Consider the following 23,450-nt stretch of genomic DNA (forward strand, 5'->3'; position numbering starts at 1 on the left):
GCATTATCCTTTTCTCGTGTGAGGGCTTTTGCCCGAGGTGGATCGTTCAGCCGCCACCGTCATTGTGGCGGGCTTCAAGCGCGACAGCGGCGCAACCAGGCGGCGCAGTCGCACGGCGATCGGCATCCTGAGATGCCGGAGCGCGCGAGGGCTGGAGAGCGCGGTTCTGATGGCGCCGCCCAGCGATCTGGATTTGATGTGTTCAACGAGTGCCAAGAAGGCGCGCGCCTCGTAAAGGCTGCGGCTGCGCTTGCGCTGCATGGCCATCGCGCTCGCGTCGATGGCGTGGGTGCCGAGGAAATCTGTGTCAGCGGCGATCATCGCATCGATGTGGCGCAGTTCCAGCACGCGCGAGATGGAGCCTTCGCGGATGTGATAACGATAGCCGGAGGACGGATCGACGACACAGCGTCCGCCTTCGGCAAGGGCCGAGGCCAGCAGGATATAGTCTTCGCCGATGCGGATCTCTTCCTTGAAGCGCAGGCGGATCTCTTCGAGAAAGCGGCGCTCGAAGATCGGCTTCATGTAGCCGAAATTATAGGTCGACCGGAAAAGCACGTTGGATTCGATGAAGGCGGCAAGGGTGAGAACAGGTGTATTCTCAAGCGTCGTGTCGTCAAACATCCGTTCGCGCCGGCCATCAAGGTTCAGGACTTCCAGATTGTCGACGGCGATATCAGCGCTTTCGCGGCGTGCCCGTGCGATCATTCGTGCAAGTCTTCCGGGGCGAACCGTGTCGTCGGCATCGAGGATGGCGACCCATTCGCCGCGGGCTGCGTCGAGACCGGCGTTGCGCGCGCCGCCAGGCCCCCGGTTGGCCGGAAGTCGAATCAACCGGATACGCGGATCGGCGATAGCCTCGACGACAGCCGCCGTATTGTCCTGCGACGCATCGTCGACGACGATGACTTCGACCGAGACATCTTCCTGGGCGAGCGCACTGTCGATTGCGCGCGTGATCGTATCAGCCGCCTTGAAGGCCGCGATGACGAAGCTGACATCTGGATTGGTTGTCGTCATGGCGCCGCCACTTCCGATGTGCCGTATTGCTCGAGCTCGCGAACGCCGAAAAGGCCGCTGACGACGCCGGCATGCATGACGGCACGCAGGGCATAGCGAGAACGCGCAACTGCCGAGGCGAGCAGGATGAGGCTTGCGGCAGCGCAATACCCGGACTTGGCGGCGGCACGAACGATCTCGACGGCTTTTCCGCTGCCTGCCGAGGCCTGTGCGAGCAGGCGTCCATGAGTCTGACCCGAGCGAAAGCGTCGTTTTGCCAACCATTGGAAGCTGGCGCGCTTTTCCGGCACTATTTCGTAGACCAGGGCATCCGACGCATAGGCCAGACGGCCGCCGGCCTTGTGCATATGGGTGAAGAATTCCGTATCTTCACCGCCGGTTCGGCCGAGCGCGAGGTTGAAACGCCGGCCGGCAAGTGCCGGCGTTTTTCGATCGAGCAAGACGTTGCAGGTGTAGCCCGTTATGATCTCGCCGCCGACCCAGACGGGTCGCGTCGAGTGGAAGTCACCGCGGCGCATCCAGGACGGCGCCGAAAGGTCATATTCGGCTCGGACCGGGCCGAGAACCGCCTCGACCCCGGTGGCTGAGGCCGTCTCCAGCAGACGCACCAGCCATTCGCGAGCAACCGTTTCGTCGTCATCGACGAAGGCGAGGTAGTCGCCCGATGCGTTATCAAGGCAGGCGTTACGGGCGATCGAGATGTTGCTCGCCGGGCAATGCACATAGTCGATCCCGAAGGGAATTTCCGACCTCAATGCGTCGACAAGACCTTCGGCACTTGGCTGTAGATCGTTGTCGGCGACGATGATCCGAATTGCCGTCCCATCCGGCACGGTAATGGCAGCCAGCGAACGCAGGGTTTCGGCAAGCTCTCGCCGGCGAAACGTGCAGACCGCGATGTCGACCCGAAGGCCGGCGGCCATTTTCTTCGTTGCCTCGATCATGGTGCGACCCGCCTGTTGCGAAGGTCGAGCAGCTCGCGCCAGAAACCGGCGGACCAGGCGAAATGCATCACCATGGCCGAAACCGCTGCCAGCGGGCCGTAGGGGTTTTTCTGGCCGAGCGCCATCCAGGCCCCGTAGCCGATGCAAGCTGCAGCCCAAAGTACGACCGGCACGGCGGCGACCCAGTTGATGACGGCGAGCAGGGCGCCGATTGCGATCGGTGCCACGGCGAGCGGCAACAATTGACGCAGGCTTGGCGCGACGCGATGCTTCAGCACGTTGCGGGCTCGCCCGCGGCCGTAGCTGAAATACTGCCGAAACAGCGGCCCGATCTTTGCCCGGGGGTAATAGACCATGCTCGTTCTGTCGGTCATCCAGATGCGATAGCCGGCCTTGCGGAACCGATAGTCGAACTCGGCATCTTCGTTGTGACTGAAGCTCTCGTCGTAACCGCCGATCGCCTTGAAGGCTGCAATGCGCATCAGCGCATGATGGCCGTGGTCGGCCCAATGGCTTGTGGCCCCGAGCCGGTGTTTGGCGCCGCCATTTCCGAGCTTGGAATTCTGGGCATAGGCCGTCGCCTTCTGAAACGGCGTGAAGCCGACTGTCTCCATGGCAACGACGACGGAGTCGGCGCCGGTTGCGATCACTTCGTCGACGAGCTTCTGGCAATAATCATCAGGATAGGTGCCATGCGCATCGATGCGGATCAGAAAGTCGAAGGATGAGCCATACTCGGCCACCGCAAGATTGATTGCGGCGCTCTGGATGCGCTTGGGATTATCGAGCGCCAGGACGGACGGATCGCCTTGGGCCAGCCGCGCTGCGATTTCGCGGGTGCCATCGGTACTGCCGCCGTCGGCAATCAGGATGACAGCATTAAGTGGCGCCAGTGACGGACGAAGCTTGTCCACCAGAGCTTCGATATGTTCGGCCTCATTGAGGCAGGGGATGACGATCAGGCTGCGCGTCGACGTCAGATCTGTTGTGTTCATGACAAACCACCTTCGTTTTGACGGGCTTGAGAAAGGGGCGTCGCGGGCTCGGGGGCCGTCGATGCAATTGCCGAAAGGCGCCTCACGAGGTTCTCGCAATCGGTGTGGCGAAAGACCCAGGTGTCGGTGTTGCAGGCGGCAACCCGCCCAGACGCATCGGCGTGGCTGTTGGCATCGACCGCTCCAAGGAGCGAAACGAGGTTGTCCGGCTCGGGTTCATCAAGCAGAAAACCAAGACCGCGGACCGCCAGAAAACGGGCCGTCTCCGTGCCGCGCATGGCGATCGGAACCCGTCCGTGTCGGCAGCCCTCATAGAGCCGGTTCGGAAGCAGCCATTTGGAGTTCTGGCCCTCCTCGAAAAAATCGATCGCCCAGGTGAAATCGATCTCGTCGTAGATCGCGCCGAGGTCTTCCGGGCTGCGGTAAGCGCCGTGGAAGGTCATGTGCGGCTCATTGCGAATGAAACCGTCGAAATCGTCGAACTCGGAATAGGCGGGCCGGCCGCGTAGTACGATCTCGAAACGGCCCTCCATGCGGCGCGAGAACGTCGAAAGCAGTTCGAGCGACTTGCGGCAGCGTAGCGCACCGAACCAGCCGATCCGCCAGGGGCCGTCTGGTCGCGCTGTGGGGGCCGCGGAAACCTGCAGGCAATCTCGATCGCCGAGCTCCAGCACCTTGTTCTCCAGCAGCATGACTGGCGTCTCCAACCCGGAGAGTGGGCGGAAATAATGCTCGACGAAGGCGGGAGAACTGGTGATCAAAAGCCGCGCATTGCGTCCGAGATAGGCTTCGCTGGCGCGCATGGCGCGTCCAGCCACGTCCTTGCGCAGAAGCAGGCGGTGAATGTCGAGGCATTCATAGACAATAGGGACATCACCGCCGAACATGGAAACCGCCTTGTTGGCGACGGCGAGCATGTCGAGGTTGCGGGCGATGATCAGGTCGGGCCGGCCGACCGCGCGCAGCTTGGCGGGTAGCGACAGGCAGGCCTTGGTGATCGCTGAGACCCGCTGGGCAAAGCGACCGTCGCGCGTCGTGCCGAGCTCGATCGGATCGATGCCCTCGATCGCGGCCAGTGCGTTCGCGCCCCGGCGAAAGCCGGCCAGCGTCACGCGCGCACCGCCTGCCTTCAACATCAGGATTCGACGGCGAACCGCGGGGTCAGCCAGATCCTGCGCGAAATAAAGTATCTGCAGCATGAAAACATCCGTTTTCGTGCTTAGCCCGAGCCAAGCTTGATTCAAGAAATCGTGCATCGCAACGGTGGCGTTGCGATGCACGGATGCGGCGGCGTTGTGCCGTCCTCAGTTCAATTTGCAGGCGACGGACTCGGCGAACTGGCACTTGTCGTTGGGTGCGGTGAAGGCGATCCGGTCAACCTGCAGCGCTGTCGGCCCCTTGTAGTTAAAGGTGCCCATCCAATCGCTGAGGGTGTCGGTGCCCCACAGGCTGAAGAAGATCTTCTGGGCGTTGGACGGGATCTTGGCGGGATCGGTCACTTCGTGAACCAGTTCACCATTGACGTAGTAACGGATACGCTCCTTCTCCCAGACGAAGGCGTAGTCGTTGAAGCCTTGGTTGGCGCCGCCCGGTACGTCGGCGAGCTTCTCGTTGCCGCCCTTGGCGGAGACGTACTGATTGAGCTGCACCTTTGCCGGGTTCTTGCCGAGCACTTCGAAGTCGATCTCGTCATGCGCCTTTTTGTCGGCAGGACCGATATAGGTAAAGAAGGCTGAGTTCAGCCCCGATCCGTCGGCGGACTTGATGCGGGCTTCGTAGGTCCCATAGCCGAACCGCTTGCGGGTCTGGACCTCGCCGCAGGCATAGTTGCGTTCGCCTGTCTTGCCCTCCTCGAACTTCAGTTCAAGGATGCCGTCAACGACCACCGCCTGCTCCTTCGACCAGGTGCAGTTCTGGTGCGGCCCGTTGTTCCAGCCATCCGAAACATACCAGTGGCCGGTGTCGAGCGTGTCGAAGTTGTCGAGGAACGACGTGCCGGTGGCACCTTCCTGTGCCATTGCGGAGCCGGCAAGGCCGGTGGCGAGACATGTGAGAAGGGCGAGGCGGTGAGGTCTGATCGATCTCATGGTCAGGTCCTTTGCTGTGGCGAGTAGTCGGAGCGACGGCCGGTATCCGGGCGCGCGTTGGCTTGGGAGGAGCCGGTGCGGCTGCCGGTCAGGACGGCGGTGAGGCCCGGTGCCAGGCGCTTGGCAAGCCCATGCGCGGCAACGAGAATGGCGATCGTGATGAACGGGATCGTGAAATAGAACAGGCGATAGTCGGCGATCTCGGTGCGATTCCAGACCATCCAGGAAACGATGAGCAGGGGGTAATGGGCACAGAAGATCCAGAAGCTGAGGCCACCGGTACGCGCCAGGCGTTCGCCGAGCCGGGTGCGCACGAGAAGCGCTGAAACGGCCCAGGATCCGACGATTCCGGAAAGTGCTGTCAGGCTGCGCAGCATATCGACCCAGACCGGGAACTCCGGACCCGTCTGGTAAAGAACGATCGAGAGCGCGACAGCGGCGGCGAGGAAAACGGCGGTGATCGATCGGGCATAGGGGTCGAGCAGCTTGGTATCGATGCGATGCAGGCTCAGATAGATACCGGTGCAGAAGCCGAAGAGGATGGATTTCTTCAGGAAGATGCCATTCGGCAGTGGAAGCACGGCGAAGGCGAGCAGAACGCCAAGCGTTTGCAGCGGATAGCGCTTGATCAGCCAGGCCAACAATGGCGAGAGCAGGATGCATAGCAGCAGATCGCGCAGAAAGTAGAGTGGAACGTTGATCGGCAGCGCCTCAAGCGCGAAAGCAAGGCTCAGCCATTCGCGTGGCGTGGCATTGACCACATCGGGAAGGTAGCCGAAGCCAATATTCTTGAGCTGCGCCACATAGACGAGTGCGAGAAACGCGAAGTTCCACAGAAGGAAGGGAAGCAGCACCGTGCGCGCCTTGGTCCGAAGCGTCTTCTTATAATCGAACGTATCCAGACCGCGTCGGAACATGAGATAGCCCGAGATCGCGCTGAGGCAGGGAACGCCGACGCGAAACAGGCTGTCGCCCAAAAACACGCGCAGCCAGTCCAGAAACCCATAGGTTCCCAGGAACGGGCTGGTTTGCGGATCATGCGGCACATGTACGAAGACGATGCCCGAGATCAGCACGATGCGCATCAAATTGATCCGCGAGGAAATGTTCGCGTCCATAGCCACGATATCCGTCACTCCTATCTGCCAGCGTCATTTTCGGCGCCGTTTCAACAGAGCAGACTAGAGCCCGCATCGATTAAACTAGGGCAGGGGCGTGGATAAAAATATGGCGCTGCAACAAAAGAATCAGCCATGATTTGTTGCGGTGCAGCATTCGCCACATTTCGAGTTAGCGGCAAAACAACAGGGAATCGACCCCTTCAATCCTTAAAAGCGCACGTATTGTCGCATGTTGCGGAATATGTTCATATTCTCATGAACCAAAGTCTGTGATTGAACGCACGCCGATTAATTGCGATCAAAAATTGCAGATTTTTTTCGTTGATCATTGTCAAATCGGAGTTTTTTTGCTGCCGGCGGCGCGAATTGCGGCGAGTGTAAGGCAGGGCCGAGCTCGCCATTTACGATCATTCCGCAGGTTCTGGCGAAACACCCACCGCGCCGCGCTGGCGGATCATCCGATGTAGTTTCACCAGCAACTGCCGCTCGGTCAGAACCATCAGAATGAGATAGATGAGACCGCCGATGGCAGCCCCGATCAGCACCTGCAAGATGGCGTTGGGAACCAGGGGGCCGAATCGCTCGAGCAGAAAACGCACGGCAAGCGCCATGGCAAAGGCCGCAAACATCGGCCGCGTTGAGACGAAGAAGCCTCTCACGAACGGCATATGGTCGGCCCGGAATACCACCCATGAATATCCGACCAGCGTCAGAACGTTGACGATGCAAAGCGCGATCATCGCGTCGATCAGCGAGCCGTTGATCGCCCCATAGGCGACCGCGCCGGTGGTGATGACAGCTCGGATCACAGCCCACCAGAACAGGATGGCGCCCTGGCCGATGCCTTTGAGATAGGGTACGTAGGTGCTGCAGGGGGTCAGGATGCCCTTGGACAAAGCCAGAAGGCCGAGAACCGGCCAGGCCGCTGCCCATTGGCTACCGAAGAGGACGAGCATCGCTGGTTCGGCGAGCGCCCACAGCCCGAACATCATCGGAGCAAGCAGCACTGTGGTGACCTGCGTGCTCAGCATCAACGCCTGCGACCGGCGCTCGCGATCCTCGCCCATATGGCTGAAGGCGGGGAAAAGCACACCCATGACAGCCGAAAGCACGATCTGGTTTGGAATGCTGGAGAAGCGGTTGGCGGCGGAATAGGCACCGGCATCAGAAAGGCCGAGATAGCGGGAGATCACCACCATCGGCGATTGGAAGGTGATGAAATTGGCGATTTCGGAGCCCATCATGCCGAGACTGAAGCGGCATAACGTCCATACGCGTTGAAACGAAAAAACCAGCCTCGGCACGTAGCCGGAGACGGAATAGAGCCCGAAAAGACGGATCAACGCCGATACGAAGAGCTGCCCGAGGAGCGACCACACGCCGAACCCGACGAGCGCCATGGCAACGGCGACGAGAGCGCCGAGCGTCTCCGAAATCATGCTCCAGGCGGCATCCTTGCTGAAATTCATGCGCCGGGCGAGGAGCGCATAGGCGACATCGCCGCCAAGCTGAAGCGGGATGAGCAGGCTCATGATCTTCAATAGGTAGGCAGCTTCCGGCGCGCCCAGCAGCGTTGCGAGGGGCGCGGCAAAGACAAAAAGCCCAAGCGCCATTGCCATGGAAATCGCCAGATTCGCCCAGAACGCGGAGTGGACAAGGTCCATTTCCTCGTCGCGCTGAATGATCAGCGCGGAGGCCAGACCGGCGCCGCCGATCATCGCCAGAAATTGCACGACGGTGAGCGCGACCGCGACCGTTCCGAACTCTTCAGGCGTCAGGATGCGCGCAAGAATAGGCACGGTGACAAATTTCAGCCCGAATGTGCCTGTCTTTGAGAGCACGCTCCAGCCGACGTTACGGGTGACGGATTTGGCATTGACGGTTGAGGGCATGGCGAACATCCCGTGAGCCCTTTGAAAGAATGAATGACAAAGGACAAGCGATAGACATACGGCCGCGACCCAGTGGGAGGAGACCACGCAAGACTCTTTGTAGAGAAGCCGCAGGGGCGAAAAGATGGCAAAGCTGACGATTATTATACCTTACTACCAGAAGGAGCCGGGCATCCTTCGGCGGGCGCTTTCGTCCGTCTTCGCCCAGACTTTTCAGGACTTCCATGTTTTGGTCGTCGACGATCAATCTCCTTATCCTGTTGATGAGGAGCTGGCGCCGCTCAGTGAAGACATGCGCGAGCGCATCACGATCGTGCGCCAACCCAACCAGGGACCGGGCGGCGCACGCAACACCGGGCTCGACAATGTTCCTCAAGATTCCGAGTTCGTGGCATTCCTTGATTCCGACGACGTCTGGACACCGGATCACCTGAGAAATGCCTATCAAAGCCTGACGCGATTCGATGCCGATTGTTATTGGGCGTCGATAACGGGTGGCGATGCCTTCTACTATCATTTTGGCGTCGCCGATCTCCTGAAGAGCGATACCTGCATCCGGCTGCAGGAGAGCCCGCTGGTCGTGGAAATCCCCGATCTATCCAACGTCATGCTGAGGAATTGGAGCTTTCTGCACCTTTCCTGCATGGTGATCGGGCGCTCGCTGTTCGAGACGATCCGCTTCGACGCCGCACTCCGGCTGGCAGCCGAGGACGTGCTGTTCTTCTGCGATTGCGTGCTGTCGGCGCGGCGTGTGGTGCTTTGCGATGCCGCGGGTGCGGAACGCGGCGAGGGCATCAACATTTTCCATTCGATCGACAACGATTCGCCGGAATTTCTGCAGCAGCAGTTCAACACTTTCGTGGCGCTTGAAACGCTTGAGGGCAGGTTTTTGCGCCGGCCGCAGGAAATCGCCTCGATCCGCTCCTACCAGCATACGGCCCGCCGCCAGGCCCTATGGAGCCAGGCACGGCGACTGCGTCGCAAGAAGCCGCCACAATTCAGGCTGCTTGCGCGCTGGGTATGGCGCGATCCGAAATTGCTGCAAAGCGCGCTTGAACTGGCCGTCGGCAAACTATCACCGCAACGCTGATCACGAAGACAGCATCCCTCAGGAGGGAGAAAGACCCGTCGCTTGCGGCGCCGGACACATTTTTATTTGAGAGAAGGGACCGCTTATGAAGCCCTATTACTGGGAATCACATCACGGAAATTTTGGAGACGACCTCAATCTTTGGCTCTGGGATTTCCTCTTGCCTGGTTTCCGCGACAGCCATGACGACATTCTGCTCGTCGGCGTCGGTACGGTGCTCAATCGAGCGTTATTACCTGACGGCATGCGAAAATTGGTGCTTGGCAGCGGCTTTGGCTATGGCACGCTTCCAGATATGCGCGATACGGCGGAATGGGACATTCGTTGTGTGCGCGGCCCGCTGACGGCCGAAAAGGTCGGTATCGAACCCGAACGCGGCATTGTTGACCCGGCCGTGATGGTCGCCGAAATGCCGGAGTTCCAGAACTTGCCCAAGATCCATAAGCATAGCTTCGTGCCCCATTGGGAGAGTGCGATTGCCGGCATGTGGCCAACGACATGCGGCACGGTCGGCCTGCACTACATCGACCCACGCGGAGAGGCCGGAGCCGTGATCCGGGAGATCGCGCAGTCCGAACTGATCGTAGCAGAATCGATGCACGGTGCGATCCTGGCGGACGCCTTTCGCGTTCCGTGGGTCGCAGTCTCGACATCGAACAGCATCAACAGCTTCAAATGGAACGATTGGGCCCGGACGGTCGGGGTCACCTATCGCCCTCGCCATGTCCCGGTTTCAAGCCGGGCGGAAGCGATGATCAAGGGAACCCGGTTCTGGGGCATGGGTTTTGATGTCGCCGAGACCTATGGTGAAGACCCGAACCGGCGACAGATCGACGGAGACCTCGTCGTCAGCGCGACGCAGCCAAGGCAAACTTTCTTGCGTGGAGCGGCCAAGCAGCTTCTGGCGGCGCCGTCGACGCTAGCATTGTGGCAGGCAAGCAGAGCGCAGCCGCAATTGAGCGAAGACCGCGTCCTGGCCGAACGCAAGGCACGCTTCCGCGACGTACTCGATACGGTTCGTCGCGATTATCTCTAAGGGCTGAGATCAAGCGGCGCCCCGAGCGGGCGCCGTTTAGCCTATCATTGGCTCAACTCAGCGGAAGCCGGCAGCAGGTAGCGCAGCCGCCCCGAGCCGCCGAGCCCCACCGGAGCGTCCGGCTTGCCCGGTCGCATACGTTCGGTCTTATCGGCAAAGATCCCACCGGCGACTGCCGGAACTGCCCCCGGCTTGCCGAGCAGGTAGGTGACGGCGGCGATCGGGCCGCCCTCGCGCTTCAGGTCGAGAAAGCGCCGATGTTCGTAACGTCCCCGGATGTGGCGTTCATGCCGGCGGATCACGGCCGTCGCTTCTGCACTCAATTGATTGTCGGCGAGGATGGCACGGTCGGCCTCGTAAAGGCGCTTCAGGTCCTCGGTGCGGTGACTGCCGCTAAGCGAATTGCCACGCACGATCGCCGCATAGCCGCAGCTGTGGATGATCTTGTAGCGTGCACCTTTGGCAAGCGCCCGCAGATAGAGGTCGTAGTCTTCACCGAGGCGGAGGGTCTCGTTGTAGGCGAGTTGATAGCTGGACAAAAACGCACGCCGCATGAGGGGTTTGAGAAAACCGATCTCGCCACGCCTGACACCGCGGCGCGAGATATTACCTTCGACGAAGCCGGTGAGATCGAGAAGGCGCGGCTCCGGTTGGAACCGGCCGACGTCGGCCGCAGCGCTGGCGGCAGCCCTCTCGTCCATGAAGGCGATGTTGTCGGCGACAAAATCCCAATCCGAAACCTCAAGAAGCTTGGCCAGCCTGCCGGGCAGAAAAAAGTCGTCGGCATCGAGGATGGCGAGGATAGGCGAGCGGCTGATCGAGATCGCGTGGTTTCGCGCTGCAGCCGGCCCCCTGTTTTTCTCAAATCGCACGATGTTCAATCGTCCGGTGTCATCGGCAGCGGACAGGGCGGCTGATGCAGTCGCGTCGGTCGAGCCGTCGTCGATGACGATGACCTCGGCAGTCTCCGGCTCGGCTAGCGCCGAAGCGACGGCCCTTGCGATCGTTTCGGCGGCATTTTTTGCGGCGATGATGACACAAACGTCCATCGTTGCAGCTGCGGTCATTGTGGCCTCCAGCGTTACGTCGGGCATGGCCGGCATCGGTATTCCTTGCCGGCCCACCGCACGATGCAACGGGATCATGTCGCAACCGCGTCAAAACGTTGACATTTTTGTTGTGGGCATTGCGGAGGGCGAGGGGAGTTTCCCATCGTGCCCTACGGGTTGAAGTGACCCGGCCTGTTCAAGCGCCCCGGCGAAACCTTACCCGCCTGTTTTTCATCGGTCGTTGCGCGTGCGTTCTCGGCCGCCTGCCTGTCGCGTTCGCGCGCCTTCTTCCAGACGAGAAAGACAACAGCCAGGAAATAGCCGACCTGCATCAGGACGGCGCAGACCAAGGTTTGAATAAGGGTCGAGGTAAGCGAACCGTTCAGCAGATAGGTGACGATGGCAAAGACCGCCAAAGCGCCAATCATGCTCGCAAAGACGCGTGGTGCGAACATCGCGCTACCTTGCCTTCGGGGCTGTTGTTGGTGTCTCCATATGAGCTAAGGCCCTTCCCACCACAGGGTTTCAATATATTGGCGGTTATCCCTCGGTTCAACCGACAATAACCGCAGATGCAATATGAGCCGCTATAGCCCCTAAAATGTTTATGTCGCCTTTAGAACAGGCCGCCTCCGATCAAATTCCGTTGATTGCCCGGCGTGGGGCGGATGCAAGGAATCAGTTTGCGGCCGGCCGTATCGAGTTTGGTCGGGGTTTAACGGGGCGAAATGTGTCGCTCGATATTCCACCCTCCGTGGGTTTCGCCCTGTTTCGCTCGTCTCGAAGTTGGCCTCGCTCTCACTTTGTTATCAACTTTTGTTACAAGATTCGCGTTTGTGAAGGATTTGTGCGTGCAGTGCAAAAGAATGCTGCGCCGCAAAAAGCGCCCGTGAAGTTGACGGATTTCAATTTACAGGGCGGGAAAATCTTCTGATGCAAGACGAAAGCAAACATCACTAGTTCAAGGTAAGGTCAATTTTTTCATGAGTAAATTCGGTTTGCCCGCGAACTACATCGAAATCGACTGGAAGCCACTTGGCTCGCCATGAATAGATGATCTTCGGTCCCGAAGAAATATTACATATTCGCGATCGATGATATACGTCCGCGAACCGCGGGCACGGCACCGGCCATCATTTCGCCTTTAAAAACCAAATTCTAACCATACACTCATTCTTGGATACGAGTGCGCCCCCACAGGGGACCGACCAATCGCCAACGTAAATGGAGTCTTCTCTATGAAGTCTGCGACTCGATCGGCCAATTCGCCGTTTTTCAGTACCGCAGAGTCGGGAGCATTTCGTCCGGTAGGAGGAATATCGAAGCGTGGCTTCGATATTTTTACCGCTTCACTGGCTCTCGTCTTTCTCAGTCCGCTCTTCCTGCTCTTGATGATGCTCGTCAAGTTTTCCGATGGCGGATCCGTTTTTTACGGTCACCGCCGTATCGGCCATAACGGCCGTGCATTCCGCTGCCTGAAATTCCGCACGATGCGGGCAGACGGAGATCGGCTCTTGCAGGACTATCTCCGCAACAATCCGGCCGCCTACGAGGAATGGCGTGCGACGCGCAAGCTTCAGGACGACCCGCGCGTGACCATTGTCGGCAGCGTTCTGCGCAAACTCAGCCTCGACGAGTTGCCGCAGCTGATCAACATCATCCGTGGTGAGATGAGCATCGTCGGCCCGCGACCTGTCGTGGAAGACGAACTCGAACTCTACGACGCCGCAGCCGTGTTCTATCTGCAGTCTCGCCCGGGTCTTACCGGCCTGTGGCAGATCAGCGGCAGGAATGACGTTTCCTATGCCGCCCGCGTCGCCTTCGACACGCACTACGTACAGAACTGGTCGCTGATCCGCGACTTTTTCATCGTCGTCAAGACGATCCCCGCAGTCTGCTTTTCTCGCGGCAGCTACTGACAAACGCTGCGCCACGGAGCCTGACGACCTCGTCGTCGGACGCCGGCGCGCGCGACCAGCAACCGGGAAACCGTAATGAAACATCAAATTGCCAAGGGGAGATCGCGTATCTCCCTCCGAAAGCCGTATTCTCTGAAGGTCGCCATGCTGGCGGCCATAACTGTGTTCGGCACCTTGCCTGTCCATGCCGACGAGTACCATCTCGGGGTCATGGACAAGTTGAAGATCCGCGTGGCCGAATGGCAGACCGCAGAAGGTGCTGTGCGCGACTGGTCGGTGGTCAGCGGCGAATACACCGTTGGTGCCTCCGGCATGGTCTCCATCCCCTTCATCGGCGATCTGCCGGCGGCGGGCAAAACGACCAACGAGATGAGCGAGGCGATCGGCCTCAAGATGCAGACGCTGTTCGGCCTGCGTGATCGGCCTTCGGCGTCGGTCGAGCTCGCGCAGTATCGTCCGGTCTATCTTTCCGGAGAAATCCAGAAGCCCGGTGAGTACCCTTACGTGCCGAACCTGACGGTCCTCAAGGCCGTCAGCCTTGGCGGCGGGTTGAGACGTTCGGAAAGCGGACAGCGCTTCGCACGCGACTACATCAACGCACGCGGAGATTCGAGCGTGCAGGTCTCCGAACGCAACCGGTTGCTTATCCGGCGCGCGCGCCTGCAGGCGGAGATCGCCGGCAAGGAAAAGATCGAATTGCCGAAGGACTTGAAGGACGCGCCTGACGTCGCCGGCTTGCTTGAAAGCGAGACTGCATTGATGGTTTCGCGCGACAAAAGGCAGAAACGCCAGCTGGCGTCGCTGGCCGATCTCAAGTCTCTGCTCGAAAGCGAAATCCAGGCACTGGCGAAAAAGTCAGAAACGCAGAACCGTCAATTGGATCTGGTGATCGAGGACCGGGACAAGATCGAGGGGCTTGCCGAAAAGGGGCTGGCGCTGAGCGCGCGCAAGCTCGCGCTGGAACAGCGCGTGGCGGAGCTGCAGTCAGCTGTTCTGGATATCGACACGGCGTCTCTGAAGGCAAAGCAGGATGTCAGCAAGGCCACCCAGGACGATACCAACCTGCGCAACGATTGGGATGCCCAGCTTGCCCAGGACCTGCAGAACACCGAAGCTGAGCTCGATACGCTGTCCATCAAACTTGGTACCAGTCGCGACCTCATGACCGAGGCGCTGCTGCAATCGGCCGAGGCGGCACAGTCCAAGGACGACATGTCGGACGCTGTCATCAGCTATTCGATCGTCCGTGAAAAGGATGGCAAGGCGCAACAGATTGCCGCCGACGAGAACACGCCGGTGCTGCCGGGCGACGTGATCAAGGTCGAAGCCAATCTGGCGATGCGCTAGAGCCTTTCCAAGGAAAAGTGCGAAGCGGTTTTCCGTCAGGAAATGCTTGGAAATAAAGAGATGGAGCGTTTCTGTGACTCTGTTTAACCCGGCTACGCTCTAAGGAATCGTGATGAGGATTTCCAAGGCAAGCCTCGTTTCTCCTGGTGCAAACCAGGCCTACGGTACGTTTGCGCTGGCGATATCGTTCTTCGTCTTTGCCTATTCCTCGCGGTTCGGGCAGGCGTCGATCCTTGTCTACTATGCGCTGTGGCTGCCGTTGGTGCTCGTCGACTATCGAAGCGTGCTCGGCAATTACGGCAGATATATCTGGATCCTTGCCTTCGCCGTCTTTGCCTGCCTTTCCGTCTTCTGGTCGGCAGCGCCCGGGATGACGGCAAGGACGGGAGTTCAGTATCTCTCGCATGTCGTTTGCGCGCTGATTGCCATGCGCACGATCGACATCCGCACGCTCGTGCGCGGCGCACTGGCGGGCGTCGGTATCGTGCTCACCTATTCGCTGCTGTTCGGCGTCTACCACCTCGATCCGCTCGACGGTACGTTCAGCTTTGTCGGCGCCTTTTCCTCGAAGAACCAGCTTGGCTTTTACGCCTCACTCGGGATCTACTTCGCCTTCATCGCCCCAGTCGCGCTCAGGGAACGCGGGCTTTGGCTCGCCGCCGCCGGGGCCGTTGGGCTGATATCAGCCTATTCGCTGCTTGCCTCGCAATCGGCGACGTCGGTTCTGACGGCCGTCGCCATCGTTGGCTGCTGGCTCGGCATGCGCGCCGTGGGCATGCTGTCGCCCGGTCATCGCAAGGGACTGTTCTTAGGTGCTGTTGTCGTCGGCGGGATCACCGCCATCGCTGCGACCTATGGCGGCGGCGTCGACCTCGTTCTCGGCCTCTTCGGCAAGGATTCCACGCTTACGGGGCGAACCTACCTTTGGCAGCAAGGGATACACGCCGCTTTATCCTCGCCTGTCGTCGGGGTGGGCTACCAGGCCTATTGGGTCCAGGGCTTCTCCGAATCCGAACGTCTCTGGGAAGAGTTCTTCATCGCCACCCGCTCGGGCTTCCACTTCCACAACACCTTCATCGAGGCGATGGTGGAGACCGGAGCAATCGGGCTCGTGCTCCTATGCACCGTGCTTCTGGTCACTGTCTTTGGCCATATCAAACGGTTGCTCGCCTATGACCATCACATCGAATCCTCGGTGCTCTTCGGCGTCGCCATGCTGCTTTTCGTGCGGGCATTTGTCGAAATCGACATCATGAATCCCTATCACGTCGGTTCCTTCCTGCTCTACTTCGCAGCCGGCAAGCTGACGATAAGGCAAGGCCGGCGCGTCGTCACCGAGCGGCGCCTTGCAGAGGGCAGGGTGTTGGCGAGCCATCATCCGCAGCTGAGGTTCTGATGGCACCAACGCCGATGAAAACCATCCACGGCATCCAGTATCTGCGTGCGCTTGCGGCGCTGGGGGTCGTGCTCTTTCATGCAGCCGAACGGACAGGCCATCACTTCGCGATCGGCGCAGCCGGGGTCGACGTCTTCTTCGTCATCAGCGGCTTTATCATGTGGGTGATCAGCGACCGACGCCCGGTTGCGCCGCTGGCATTCCTTAGAGAGCGGCTACGTCGGATTGCGCCGATCTATTGGCTCGCGACCCTGGTGATGATCGGCGGTGGCGTTGTCGGCCTCTTCCCGAACCTCGTGCTGACGCTCGGGCATATCCTGGCGTCCTTGATGTTCATTCCCGTGCGTTCGCCCAGCAGCGGCGAGATCTGGCCGGTGCTCGTGCAAGGTTGGACACTCAATTTCGAAATGTTCTTCTACGTCGTCTTTGCGGCATCTTTGATGCTGCCAAGGGACCGCCGGCTACCGGTGATGGCAGCGCTGTTTGTGTCGCTGGTGCTGCTCGGCCTCACGATCACTACGCAAAACGCGCTGATTTTGACCTATACGCGCCCGGTCATCCTGGAATTTGTCGCCGGCATGATTGTCGCCGAGTTCTGGCTGCGGGGCAGGACCGCCGGGCCAGGCCTCGGCATTGTGCTTGTCCTTGGCGCATTCACCGGATTTGCAGCCCTTGCCGTCCTGCGCCTGCCGTTTGACGAAAGAATATTAGGCCCGCTGGCGGTCATGCTCGTCGTCGGCACTCTTGCGCTTGAAGCCGGCGGCTGGTTTCAAAAATGGACATTACCGACGTTGCTCGGCGATGCCTCCTATTCGATCTACCTCTGGCACACCTTCGCCATATCGGTCGTCGTCAAGGCTGCGGCGATGATCGGGCTGGATTCAGTGCTGACGCTGCTCTGCGCTCTGGCCGCCGGCTCGCTGGCTGGTGTTGCGGCCTATCTCCTGATCGAGCGTCCGCTCATTCGACGCACCCGCTCCAGATTGCCTCTGAACCGGGTACGCGAGGCATCCTAGGCATCTAAGCCTGGGGTGCGATCAGCCGAGGTGCCCGATGTCAGGCGCCCTGGTTGCGGCGGGAATGCCAGTTCCAGGCCGTGCGCGTGATCGCCGCCAGGTCGTATTGCGGCTCCCAGCCGAGGACTTCGCGAGCCTTGTCGTTGTTTGCGACAAGCGTGGTCGAATCTCCCTCGCGGCGATCGACATAGTCGATGCCGAAGCTGCGGCCCGAGACATCGGTAATGGCGTTCAGCAGCTCCTTCACCGTCGTGCCGGTTCCCGTACCGAGATTGAGTTCGACGCTGTCGCCGCCTTCAAGCAGGTATTCGACGGCGCGGACATGGGCGTCGGCGAGGTCGAGGACGTGGATATAGTCGCGTACGCAGGTGCCATCGCGGGTGTCGTAGTCCGTGCCGAAGACCTTGAAGCCGTCGCGGCGGCCGAGCGCGGCATCGATTGCCAGCGGGATCGCGTGGGTCTCGGGTTCATGCCACTCGCCGATCCGCCCCTCCGGGTCGGCACCGGCGGCGTTGAAATAGCGCAAGATGACCGAGCGCAGGCCCTTGTACTGGCCATAGTCCTTCAATGCCTGCTCGCAGACCCACTTCGTGCGGCCATAGGGGTTGATCGGGGCCTGGCGGTGCTGTTCGTCGATCGGCACGCTCTCCGGCAGGCCGTAGGTGGCGCAGGTCGACGAGAACACGAAGGCTTCGATGCCGGCGGACAGTGCTGCCGACAGAAGGGTCAAGGTCCCGATGACGTTGTTGTCGTAGAACGAGACCGGATCTTTGACGGATTCCCCGACCTCGATCATCGCGGCGAAATGCAGGATCGCCCGCGGTTTGTGGCGCGCAAGCACCTCATCGAGACGCTGGCGGTCGCGGATATCGCCCTTTTCGAGAACGCCCCATTTGACGAACTCCTCGTGGCCGTTCGACAGATTGTCGTAGACCACGGGTTCGAACCCCTTGGACGCAAGCTGAAGGCAGGTGTGCGATCCGATATAGCCGGCGCCGCCGACGACAAGAACCTTGTTATTTGTCATGAATATCTCAATCTCGGGCTTGGAAGGAATTGGCAAAGTTTTCAATGAACAATGGCCGAATTGTCAATGCCTCTTGAAGCGTTTCACGCGTGATCGAACGCTCTCTTTTCGCACGATGATCCGCATGCCGCTTGAGACCAGCAAAAGAAGGCAGGGAAGCGGCCGCGGGAGAAATATCTCCGTCGGCTCTGAGGCGGAGATGCTTCTTTCGCTTCGCATGAAACATATAGCATATTAATTTACTAGATTTAGTTGATAAGCCGGCGCCTAGTCGTACGATAGCCTCCAGACATCTAGAAGGAAGGCTCCCATGACGACGAAACTGAAACGGCTCGCGCTGACGCTGGCGACACTCTCCGCCTCCGGCTTTTTCCTGTCCGGCGCTTTTGCACAAGGTGCAGGCGATCCGATCAAGGGCGGGACGCTGATCTATCTCGAGCAGCAGGCCCATACTAATCTCTACCCGCCGGCCGGCGGCTTTTACCCAAATGGCGGCATCCTCAACCAGATCACCGACAAGCTGACCTACCAGAACCCGAAGACGCTCGAGATCGAGCCTTGGATCGCGGAATCGTGGACGGTCAACGCTGATGCGACCGAATACACCTTCAAGATCCGTCCTGGCGTCACCTTCTCCGACGGCACGCCGCTGGATGCCGCTGCCGTCGCAAGGAACTACGACGTCTTCGGGCTCGGCAACAAGGAACTGAAGCAGCCGGTCTCGGAGGTCATCAATAACTACGCGCGCAGCGAGGTCATCGATCCGCTGACCGTCAAATTCTACTTCAAGAAGCCGTCGCCGGGCTTCCTGCAGGGCACGTCGGTGATCGGCTCCGGGCTCGTTGCCGCAAGCACGCTGGCGCTTCCGTTTGAACAACTGGGCGATGCCACCAAGATCGTCGGCTCCGGTCCGTTTGTCGTCGACAGCGAAACGATCGGCAAGGAGCTGAGCCTGAAGGCGCGCGAAGAATACGCCTGGGGTCCGGCAAAGCTGGAGCATCAGGGACGGCCCTATCTCGATGGTATCACATACATCATCACCGGCGAGGATAGCGTGCGCATCGGCGCTCTACTGGCGGGCCAGGCCGATTTCATCCGGCAGGTCCAGGCTTATGACGAAAAGCAGGTCGAGGCACAGGATTATCAGATCTATGCCCCCTCGACGCGCGGCGTGAACAACAGCGTCGTCTTCCGACCCGACAATCCGCTCGTCGCCGATGTCAGGGTCCGCAAGGCGCTGCTGCACGCGACCGACGCCAAGGAAATCGTCACCACGCTGTTTTCCGCCAACTACCCACAGGCGACCTCCATCATCGCCTCGACGGCGCTCGGCTACCGCGACATTTCGGCGAAGCTTTCCTTCGATCCGGAAAAGGCAAAAGCCCTGCTCGATGAGGCCGGCTGGACGGTCGGCGCCAACGGCCTGCGCCAGAAAGACGGCAAGGAACTAGTGCTGACGGCCTATGAATCTCTGCCGCAGCCGCAGAACAAGGAAACCTTGCAACTGGTCGCCCAGCAATGGGGCAGGCTCGGCGTCAAGCTGACGGTGCTTGCCGGCGACAGCGGCAGCAGGATCGTCGACGATCTCGACCCGCTCAAGACACCGGTTTCACCGGCCATGGTCGGGCGCGCCGATCCCGACGTGATCAAGAGCCAGTACTACCCAAAGAACCGTGACGTCCTTCGCCAAAAGGGTGGCCAGAGCGACAAGGTCCAGAGCTTCGCCGATGACAAGCTGAACGGCCTGCTCGAGGCGCTTGCTTCGGAGCCGGACCGCGAGAAGCGGTTGGCGATTGCCGGTGAGGTTCAGGACTATGTCGTCGACCAGGCCTATGCGGTCCCGATCTTCGAGGAGCCGCAAGCCTTTGCCGGTGCGCCTTACGTCCAGGGCATCGCCTTCGAGGCGGTTGGCCGCCCAAGTTTCTACAGCACGTGGCTTGCCGAACACTGACATCGACCGGTCGGCCACGCCCATTGCCGTGGCCGACCCTCGCAATGAGATCAAGCAAAGGAACGGCGAATGTCCGGATATTTGCTCAATCGCCTGGGGCAGGCGTTGTTCGTCCTATGGGCGGCTTTTACCATCTCCTTCGTGTTGCTGCAGGCGATGCCCGGTGATGCCGTCCTGATCAAGTTTCAGAACCCGGAACTCGGGCTTAACCCGCAGCAGATCGCCGATATCCGGGCATCCTACGCCGCCGACAGCGCCATCTGGGTGCAGTATCTCCAGACCATCGGCCGGTTTCTCACCGGCAACTTCGGCTATTCCGTTCAAGTGGGCGTTCCGGTCAGCACGATGCTTGCGACCCACCTGCCGGCGACGCTGAAACTCGCGTCGCTTGGTTTCGCGCTTGCCGCTGTCTTTGCCGTCGCAATCGCCTTCGTTTCGAGCCTCACGCCCTTCGCCTGGCTCCGCGGTGCACTCCAGTCCGTGCCGTCGCTCTTCATCTCGATCCCGACCTTCTGGCTCGGCATCATGCTGATTCAGATCTTCTCGTTTCGTTTGAAACTCGTACCGGTCATCAACCCCGGCCCTTGGCAGGAACTCATCCTGCCCGTCGTCACGTTGGCAGTGCCGATTTCCGCGCCGCTCGCCCAGGTCTTGGTGCGGAACATCGACGATGTGCTCACACGCCCCTTCGTCGCGGTTGCTCGCGCCAAGGGGGCAACCCGCCACTGGGTCCTTTGGCGCCACGTTGCCAAGAACGCGCTGCTGCCGACGCTCACCATTGCCGGCGTGCTCTTCGGTGAACTCATCGCCGGCGCCGTCGTCACCGAGACTGTCTTCGGCCTTAACGGCATCGGAGGGCTGACGGAAAGGGCGGTCGGCAGCCAGGACGCGGCCGTGCTCCAGGCGATCGTTGTGCTCTCGGCCTTGGCCTTCGTCGTCATCAATCTCATCGTGGATCTGCTCTTTCCTGTGCTCGATCCGCGTCTTCGGACAAAAGCAGGAGCCACCGCATGACCACGTTCGATACAATCCACGATGACGCCATCGCGTCAGGGCACGGACACCGGGTGGGCGGGCGCTTCTCGCTCCCCCATTTCATCCGCCGGTTGCCAGTGGGCCTGGCATTGTCCTGGCTGGTTCTCGCCATCGCCTTCCTCTGGGCAGTCGCTCCGTGGCTTTTCACCATCTACAATCCGCTCGAAGGGGTTGGTGGGGAACAGCTTCGGCGGCCGGACGCCAGCCATCTGCTCGGTACCGACGCGCTTGGGCGCGATCTCTACGGCCGTATCGTCTACGGAGCGGTTCATTCGCTGACCGGTGCCTTTGTCGCTGTGGCACTTGGTCTTGTCATCGGTACGGGCCTTGGCGTGGTCGCCGGCTCGGTCGACCGGCGGCTTGACGATGTGATCATGCGGCTTGTCGACGTTTTGCTGTCTATCCCGCCACTGCTGTTGTCTCTCAGCATCATCATCCTGCTCGGCTTCGGGACGGTGAACGCGGCGATCGCCGTTGGCGTCACCTCTGTTGCCGGTTTTGCCCGCTTGGCGCGTTCGGAAGTTGTTCGTGTCCGGCGCAGCGATTATGTCGAGGCGGCTTTCGGCAGTGGGGGCACCTTCACCTCCGTCCTCTGGCGGCATGTGTTGCCGAATTCGTTGACGTCGGTTCTCGCGATCGCCGCGCTGCATTTCGGATCGGCGGTGCTGCAGATCTCGACGCTCGGGTTCCTGGGCTACGGCGCACCGCCGCCGACGCCGGAATGGGGCTTGCTGATTGCTGAGGGCCGAAACTACATCTCGACCGCCTGGTGGCTGACGACCGCGCCCGGCATCGTCGTCGTTCTGGTCGTTCTGGCCGCCAATCGTGTCAGCCAATCCTTCGGCAAGGTAGCCGCATGAACACCTCAATCGCTGCATACACACCGATGCTAGAGGTCGAGAACCTGTCGATCTCCTACCATGACGGCGTCGCCCATCGCCGTGTCGTGCACGATGTTTCGTTCCGGATCGAGCCCGGCGAGGTGGTCGCGCTGGTCGGGGAGTCCGGCTCCGGCAAGACGACAACGGCGCAATCGATCATCGGCCTGCTCCATGCCAATGGCCGCATCGACGGCGGCAGAATCAAGCTCAACGGCACGGACATTTCCCGCTGGTCGGATCGACAGCTCGATGCCGTGCGTGGCGCCAAGATCAGCCTGGTGCCACAGGATCCGGCAAGTTCGCTCAATCCGGTGAAAACGATCGGCGCGCAGGTTGGCGAAATTCTTCGCATTCACGGCGCCGCCAGCGGTCGCGACGTGGACGCGCAGGTGATTTCTCTTCTAGAGCGTGTCGGGCTGAGCGAGCCTGCGCTTAGGGCGCGGCAATATCCGCACGAGCTTTCGGGCGGCATGCGCCAGCGTGTGCTGATCGCGATTGCGGTCGCGCTGAAGCCGCAACTCATCATCGCCGATGAACCGACAAGCGCACTCGACGTGACGGTGCAGAAACGCATTCTCGACCTGATCGACGAATTGCGCACCGAATACGGCACATCCGTTCTACTTGTGACCCATGACCTCGGGGTCGCCGCCGACCGAGCCGACCGGCTTGTCGTACTGCAGGGCGGCCTGGTGCAGGAAGTCGGCGCGACCAAAGTCGTGCTTGCCGCACCGCGAAGCGCCTACACACGGCAACTGATTGACGACGCGCCGTCGTTCTCAGCCGTTGCGCGCCGGGTCCCAGCGACCGCGCGCCAAAAACCCACATCATCAGACGATGATGTCGTTATCGTCGAAGGTCTTGCGCAGGACTTCGTTCGCCGGGATGGCGATGGCAAATCCTTTCGCGCCGTCGACGGTCTCAGTTTTCGGGTCCGTCGCGGCACGACCCATGCCATCGTCGGCGAATCCGGCTCCGGCAAGACCACCACCATCCGCGCGATTGTCGGCTTTCAGAAACCGACTGCGGGCCGTATCGAGATCGATGGCACCGATCTTTCGTCGCTTCGCGGCGAATCGCTGCGCCAGTTCAGGCGCAAGATCCAGCTGGTCTACCAGAACCCTTATGGCTCGCTTGATCCGCGCCAGACGGTGTTCGACATCGTTGCCGAGCCGCTCTTAAATTTCGGCAAACTCGCCCGGCCGGCACGCGAAGAGAAGGTCCGGGCAATCCTCAGTCGCGTCGGCTTGCCGGAAGCGGCGCTTGGCCGCCGCCCTCACGCGCTTTCGGGCGGTCAGCGACAACGGGTGGCAATCGCCCGCGCACTCGTTCTCGACCCCGACGTCGTCGTTCTCGACGAGGCGGTCTCGGCTCTGGACGTGACGGTGCAGGCCCGCATCCTCGATCTTCTCGACGAACTCCAGCGCGATCTCGGTCTGACCTACCTGTTCGTGTCTCATGACCTCGCAGTCGTTCGGCAGATCTCAGACACGGTGTCCGTGCTGAAGGACGGTCGTTTGGTCGACGGAGGACCCGTCGAGGACGTCTTCGAACGGCCGGGCAGCGACTATACCCGCGAACTCATCAACGCCATCCCCGGACAAAAACGAGCAGTCCTCGTCTGACGACGCAGGAATGAATGAC

21 protein-coding genes are annotated in these 23,450 nt (G+C 60.5%); 11 read left to right on the forward strand and 10 right to left on the reverse strand.

Going from position 1 to position 23,450, the window contains the following annotated elements:
* Nucleotides 1–3: 3 nt before the first annotated feature.
* The 7 genes from C6558_RS26775 to C6558_RS26805 form a co-directional block, all read right to left on the reverse strand.
* Nucleotides 4–1,020, reverse strand: a complete 1,017-nt coding sequence (locus C6558_RS26775) for a glycosyltransferase family 2 protein (RefSeq protein ID WP_025428869.1) — start codon at nt 1,018–1,020, stop codon at nt 4–6.
* On the reverse strand, nt 1,017–1,943 hold the full coding sequence (locus tag C6558_RS26780) for a glycosyltransferase family 2 protein (RefSeq protein WP_025428868.1): 927 nt from the start codon (nt 1,941–1,943) through the stop codon (nt 1,017–1,019). Before C6558_RS26780 ends, C6558_RS26775 begins: the two co-directional genes overlap by 4 nt.
* Nucleotides 1,944–1,960: 17 nt before the next feature.
* On the reverse strand, nt 1,961–2,959 hold the full coding sequence (locus tag C6558_RS26785) for a glycosyltransferase family 2 protein (RefSeq protein ID WP_025428867.1): 999 nt from the start codon (nt 2,957–2,959) through the stop codon (nt 1,961–1,963).
* Entirely contained in the window at nt 2,956–4,158 is a 1,203-nt protein-coding gene (locus tag C6558_RS26790) for a glycosyl transferase family 1 (RefSeq protein ID WP_025428866.1), read from the reverse strand. Before C6558_RS26790 ends, C6558_RS26785 begins: the two co-directional genes overlap by 4 nt.
* Before the next feature lie 105 nt (nt 4,159–4,263).
* The gene (locus C6558_RS26795) at nt 4,264–5,046 is read right to left on the reverse strand and encodes a glycoside hydrolase family 16 protein (protein WP_025428865.1); all 783 of its coding nucleotides are present in this window, start codon (nt 5,044–5,046) and stop codon (nt 4,264–4,266) included.
* 2 nt (nt 5,047–5,048) lie between these two features.
* Complete coding sequence (locus tag C6558_RS26800; RefSeq protein ID WP_057206354.1) at nt 5,049–6,164, reverse strand: acyltransferase; 1,116 nt, start codon at nt 6,162–6,164, stop codon at nt 5,049–5,051.
* Nucleotides 6,165–6,574: 410 nt separating this feature from the next.
* Nucleotides 6,575–8,059: a lipopolysaccharide biosynthesis protein gene (locus tag C6558_RS26805; RefSeq protein ID WP_057206441.1), complete on the reverse strand. Its 1,485-nt coding sequence runs from the start codon at nt 8,057–8,059 to the stop codon at nt 6,575–6,577.
* A 124-nt stretch (nt 8,060–8,183) separates the two neighbouring features.
* Here C6558_RS26805 and C6558_RS26810 point away from each other — a divergent pair, with 124 nt between their 5' ends.
* Nucleotides 8,184–9,149 (forward strand): glycosyltransferase family 2 protein, encoded by a 966-nt coding sequence (locus C6558_RS26810; RefSeq protein WP_107027956.1) that lies wholly within the window; start codon nt 8,184–8,186, stop codon nt 9,147–9,149.
* An 85-nt stretch (nt 9,150–9,234) separates the two neighbouring features.
* A complete protein-coding gene (locus C6558_RS26815; protein ID WP_025428861.1) occupies nt 9,235–10,185 on the forward strand; it encodes a polysaccharide pyruvyl transferase family protein in 951 nt (316 codons plus the stop codon).
* Between the two features lie 44 nt (nt 10,186–10,229).
* On the opposite strand, the gene C6558_RS26820 is transcribed toward C6558_RS26815, so the two are convergent.
* Entirely contained in the window at nt 10,230–11,252 is a 1,023-nt protein-coding gene (locus C6558_RS26820) for a glycosyltransferase family 2 protein (protein WP_057206443.1), read from the reverse strand.
* A gap of 152 nt (nt 11,253–11,404) precedes the next feature.
* The gene (locus C6558_RS26825) at nt 11,405–11,689 is read right to left on the reverse strand and encodes an exopolysaccharide production repressor protein (RefSeq protein ID WP_025428859.1); all 285 of its coding nucleotides are present in this window, start codon (nt 11,687–11,689) and stop codon (nt 11,405–11,407) included.
* A gap of 152 nt (nt 11,690–11,841) precedes the next feature.
* On the opposite strand from C6558_RS26825, the gene C6558_RS40040 reads away from it, so the two are divergent.
* The 5 genes from C6558_RS40040 to C6558_RS26845 all read left to right on the forward strand — a co-directional run bounded on the left by C6558_RS40040 (nt 11,842) and on the right by C6558_RS26845 (nt 16,912).
* A complete protein-coding gene (locus C6558_RS40040; protein ID WP_158268964.1) occupies nt 11,842–12,168 on the forward strand; it encodes a hypothetical protein in 327 nt (108 codons plus the stop codon).
* A gap of 304 nt (nt 12,169–12,472) precedes the next feature.
* Complete coding sequence (locus C6558_RS26830) at nt 12,473–13,153, forward strand: sugar transferase (RefSeq protein WP_025428858.1); 681 nt, start codon at nt 12,473–12,475, stop codon at nt 13,151–13,153.
* 144 nt (nt 13,154–13,297) lie between these two features.
* Nucleotides 13,298–14,500 (forward strand): polysaccharide biosynthesis/export family protein, encoded by a 1,203-nt coding sequence (locus C6558_RS26835; protein ID WP_272502213.1) that lies wholly within the window; start codon nt 13,298–13,300, stop codon nt 14,498–14,500.
* 112 nt (nt 14,501–14,612) lie between these two features.
* Entirely contained in the window at nt 14,613–15,896 is a 1,284-nt protein-coding gene (locus tag C6558_RS26840; RefSeq protein ID WP_107027957.1) for an O-antigen ligase, read from the forward strand.
* 14 nt (nt 15,897–15,910) lie between these two features.
* Nucleotides 15,911–16,912 carry an acyltransferase gene (locus tag C6558_RS26845; RefSeq protein WP_025428855.1) on the forward strand — a complete coding sequence of 334 codons (1,002 nt, stop codon included), beginning with the start codon at nt 15,911–15,913 and terminating at the stop codon, nt 16,910–16,912.
* 40 nt (nt 16,913–16,952) lie between these two features.
* Here the strand turns inward: C6558_RS26845 and galE are convergent, their stop codons facing one another.
* Nucleotides 16,953–17,939, reverse strand: a complete 987-nt coding sequence (gene galE / locus C6558_RS26850; RefSeq protein WP_057206363.1) for a UDP-glucose 4-epimerase GalE — start codon at nt 17,937–17,939, stop codon at nt 16,953–16,955.
* A gap of 310 nt (nt 17,940–18,249) precedes the next feature.
* Between galE and C6558_RS26855 the strand changes: the two genes are divergently transcribed.
* The 4 genes from C6558_RS26855 (at nt 18,250) to C6558_RS26870 (ending at nt 23,431) form a co-directional block, all read left to right on the forward strand.
* Entirely contained in the window at nt 18,250–19,890 is a 1,641-nt protein-coding gene (locus tag C6558_RS26855) for a TIGR04028 family ABC transporter substrate-binding protein (protein ID WP_107027958.1), read from the forward strand.
* 69 nt (nt 19,891–19,959) lie between these two features.
* Nucleotides 19,960–20,904, forward strand: a complete 945-nt coding sequence (locus C6558_RS26860; RefSeq protein WP_057206367.1) for an ABC transporter permease — start codon at nt 19,960–19,962, stop codon at nt 20,902–20,904.
* On the forward strand, nt 20,901–21,785 hold the full coding sequence (locus C6558_RS26865; protein WP_107027959.1) for an ABC transporter permease: 885 nt from the start codon (nt 20,901–20,903) through the stop codon (nt 21,783–21,785). The genes C6558_RS26860 and C6558_RS26865 overlap by 4 nt, the downstream gene beginning before the upstream one ends.
* Nucleotides 21,782–23,431 carry an ABC transporter ATP-binding protein gene (locus C6558_RS26870; protein WP_107027960.1) on the forward strand — a complete coding sequence of 550 codons (1,650 nt, stop codon included), beginning with the start codon at nt 21,782–21,784 and terminating at the stop codon, nt 23,429–23,431. Before C6558_RS26865 ends, C6558_RS26870 begins: the two co-directional genes overlap by 4 nt.
* Nucleotides 23,432–23,450 lie beyond the last annotated feature (19 nt).

Origin of the sequence: Ensifer sp. NM-2, from assembly GCF_003024455.1 — a bacterium.
Classification (GTDB): Bacteria; Pseudomonadota; Alphaproteobacteria; order Rhizobiales; family Rhizobiaceae; genus Ensifer; species Ensifer canadensis.

Coding starts and splice junctions, on each gene's coding strand:
- C6558_RS26865 (WP_107027959.1), top strand. CDS start 20,901: ATGACCACGTTCGATACAATCCACGATGACGCCATCGCGTCAGGGCAC.
- C6558_RS26845 (WP_025428855.1), top strand. CDS start 15,911: ATGAAAACCATCCACGGCATCCAGTATCTGCGTGCGCTTGCGGCGCTG.
- C6558_RS26790 (WP_025428866.1), bottom strand. CDS start 4,158: ATGCTGCAGATACTTTATTTCGCGCAGGATCTGGCTGACCCCGCGGTT.
- C6558_RS26830 (WP_025428858.1), top strand. CDS start 12,473: ATGAAGTCTGCGACTCGATCGGCCAATTCGCCGTTTTTCAGTACCGCA.
- galE (WP_057206363.1), bottom strand. CDS start 17,939: ATGACAAATAACAAGGTTCTTGTCGTCGGCGGCGCCGGCTATATCGGA.
- C6558_RS26785 (WP_025428867.1), bottom strand. CDS start 2,959: ATGAACACAACAGATCTGACGTCGACGCGCAGCCTGATCGTCATCCCC.
- C6558_RS26775 (WP_025428869.1), bottom strand. CDS start 1,020: ATGACGACAACCAATCCAGATGTCAGCTTCGTCATCGCGGCCTTCAAG.
- C6558_RS26825 (WP_025428859.1), bottom strand. CDS start 11,689: ATGTTCGCACCACGCGTCTTTGCGAGCATGATTGGCGCTTTGGCGGTC.
- C6558_RS26780 (WP_025428868.1), bottom strand. CDS start 1,943: ATGGCCGCCGGCCTTCGGGTCGACATCGCGGTCTGCACGTTTCGCCGG.
- C6558_RS26820 (WP_057206443.1), bottom strand. CDS start 11,252: ATGACCGCAGCTGCAACGATGGACGTTTGTGTCATCATCGCCGCAAAA.
- C6558_RS26800 (WP_057206354.1), bottom strand. CDS start 6,164: ATGGACGCGAACATTTCCTCGCGGATCAATTTGATGCGCATCGTGCTG.
- C6558_RS26835 (WP_272502213.1), top strand. CDS start 13,298: ATGCTGGCGGCCATAACTGTGTTCGGCACCTTGCCTGTCCATGCCGAC.
- C6558_RS26805 (WP_057206441.1), bottom strand. CDS start 8,059: ATGCCCTCAACCGTCAATGCCAAATCCGTCACCCGTAACGTCGGCTGG.
- C6558_RS26870 (WP_107027960.1), top strand. CDS start 21,782: ATGAACACCTCAATCGCTGCATACACACCGATGCTAGAGGTCGAGAAC.
- C6558_RS26855 (WP_107027958.1), top strand. CDS start 18,250: ATGACGACGAAACTGAAACGGCTCGCGCTGACGCTGGCGACACTCTCC.
- C6558_RS26795 (WP_025428865.1), bottom strand. CDS start 5,046: ATGAGATCGATCAGACCTCACCGCCTCGCCCTTCTCACATGTCTCGCC.
- C6558_RS40040 (WP_158268964.1), top strand. CDS start 11,842: ATGTCGCCTTTAGAACAGGCCGCCTCCGATCAAATTCCGTTGATTGCC.
- C6558_RS26810 (WP_107027956.1), top strand. CDS start 8,184: ATGGCAAAGCTGACGATTATTATACCTTACTACCAGAAGGAGCCGGGC.
- C6558_RS26840 (WP_107027957.1), top strand. CDS start 14,613: ATGAGGATTTCCAAGGCAAGCCTCGTTTCTCCTGGTGCAAACCAGGCC.
- C6558_RS26860 (WP_057206367.1), top strand. CDS start 19,960: ATGTCCGGATATTTGCTCAATCGCCTGGGGCAGGCGTTGTTCGTCCTA.
- C6558_RS26815 (WP_025428861.1), top strand. CDS start 9,235: ATGAAGCCCTATTACTGGGAATCACATCACGGAAATTTTGGAGACGAC.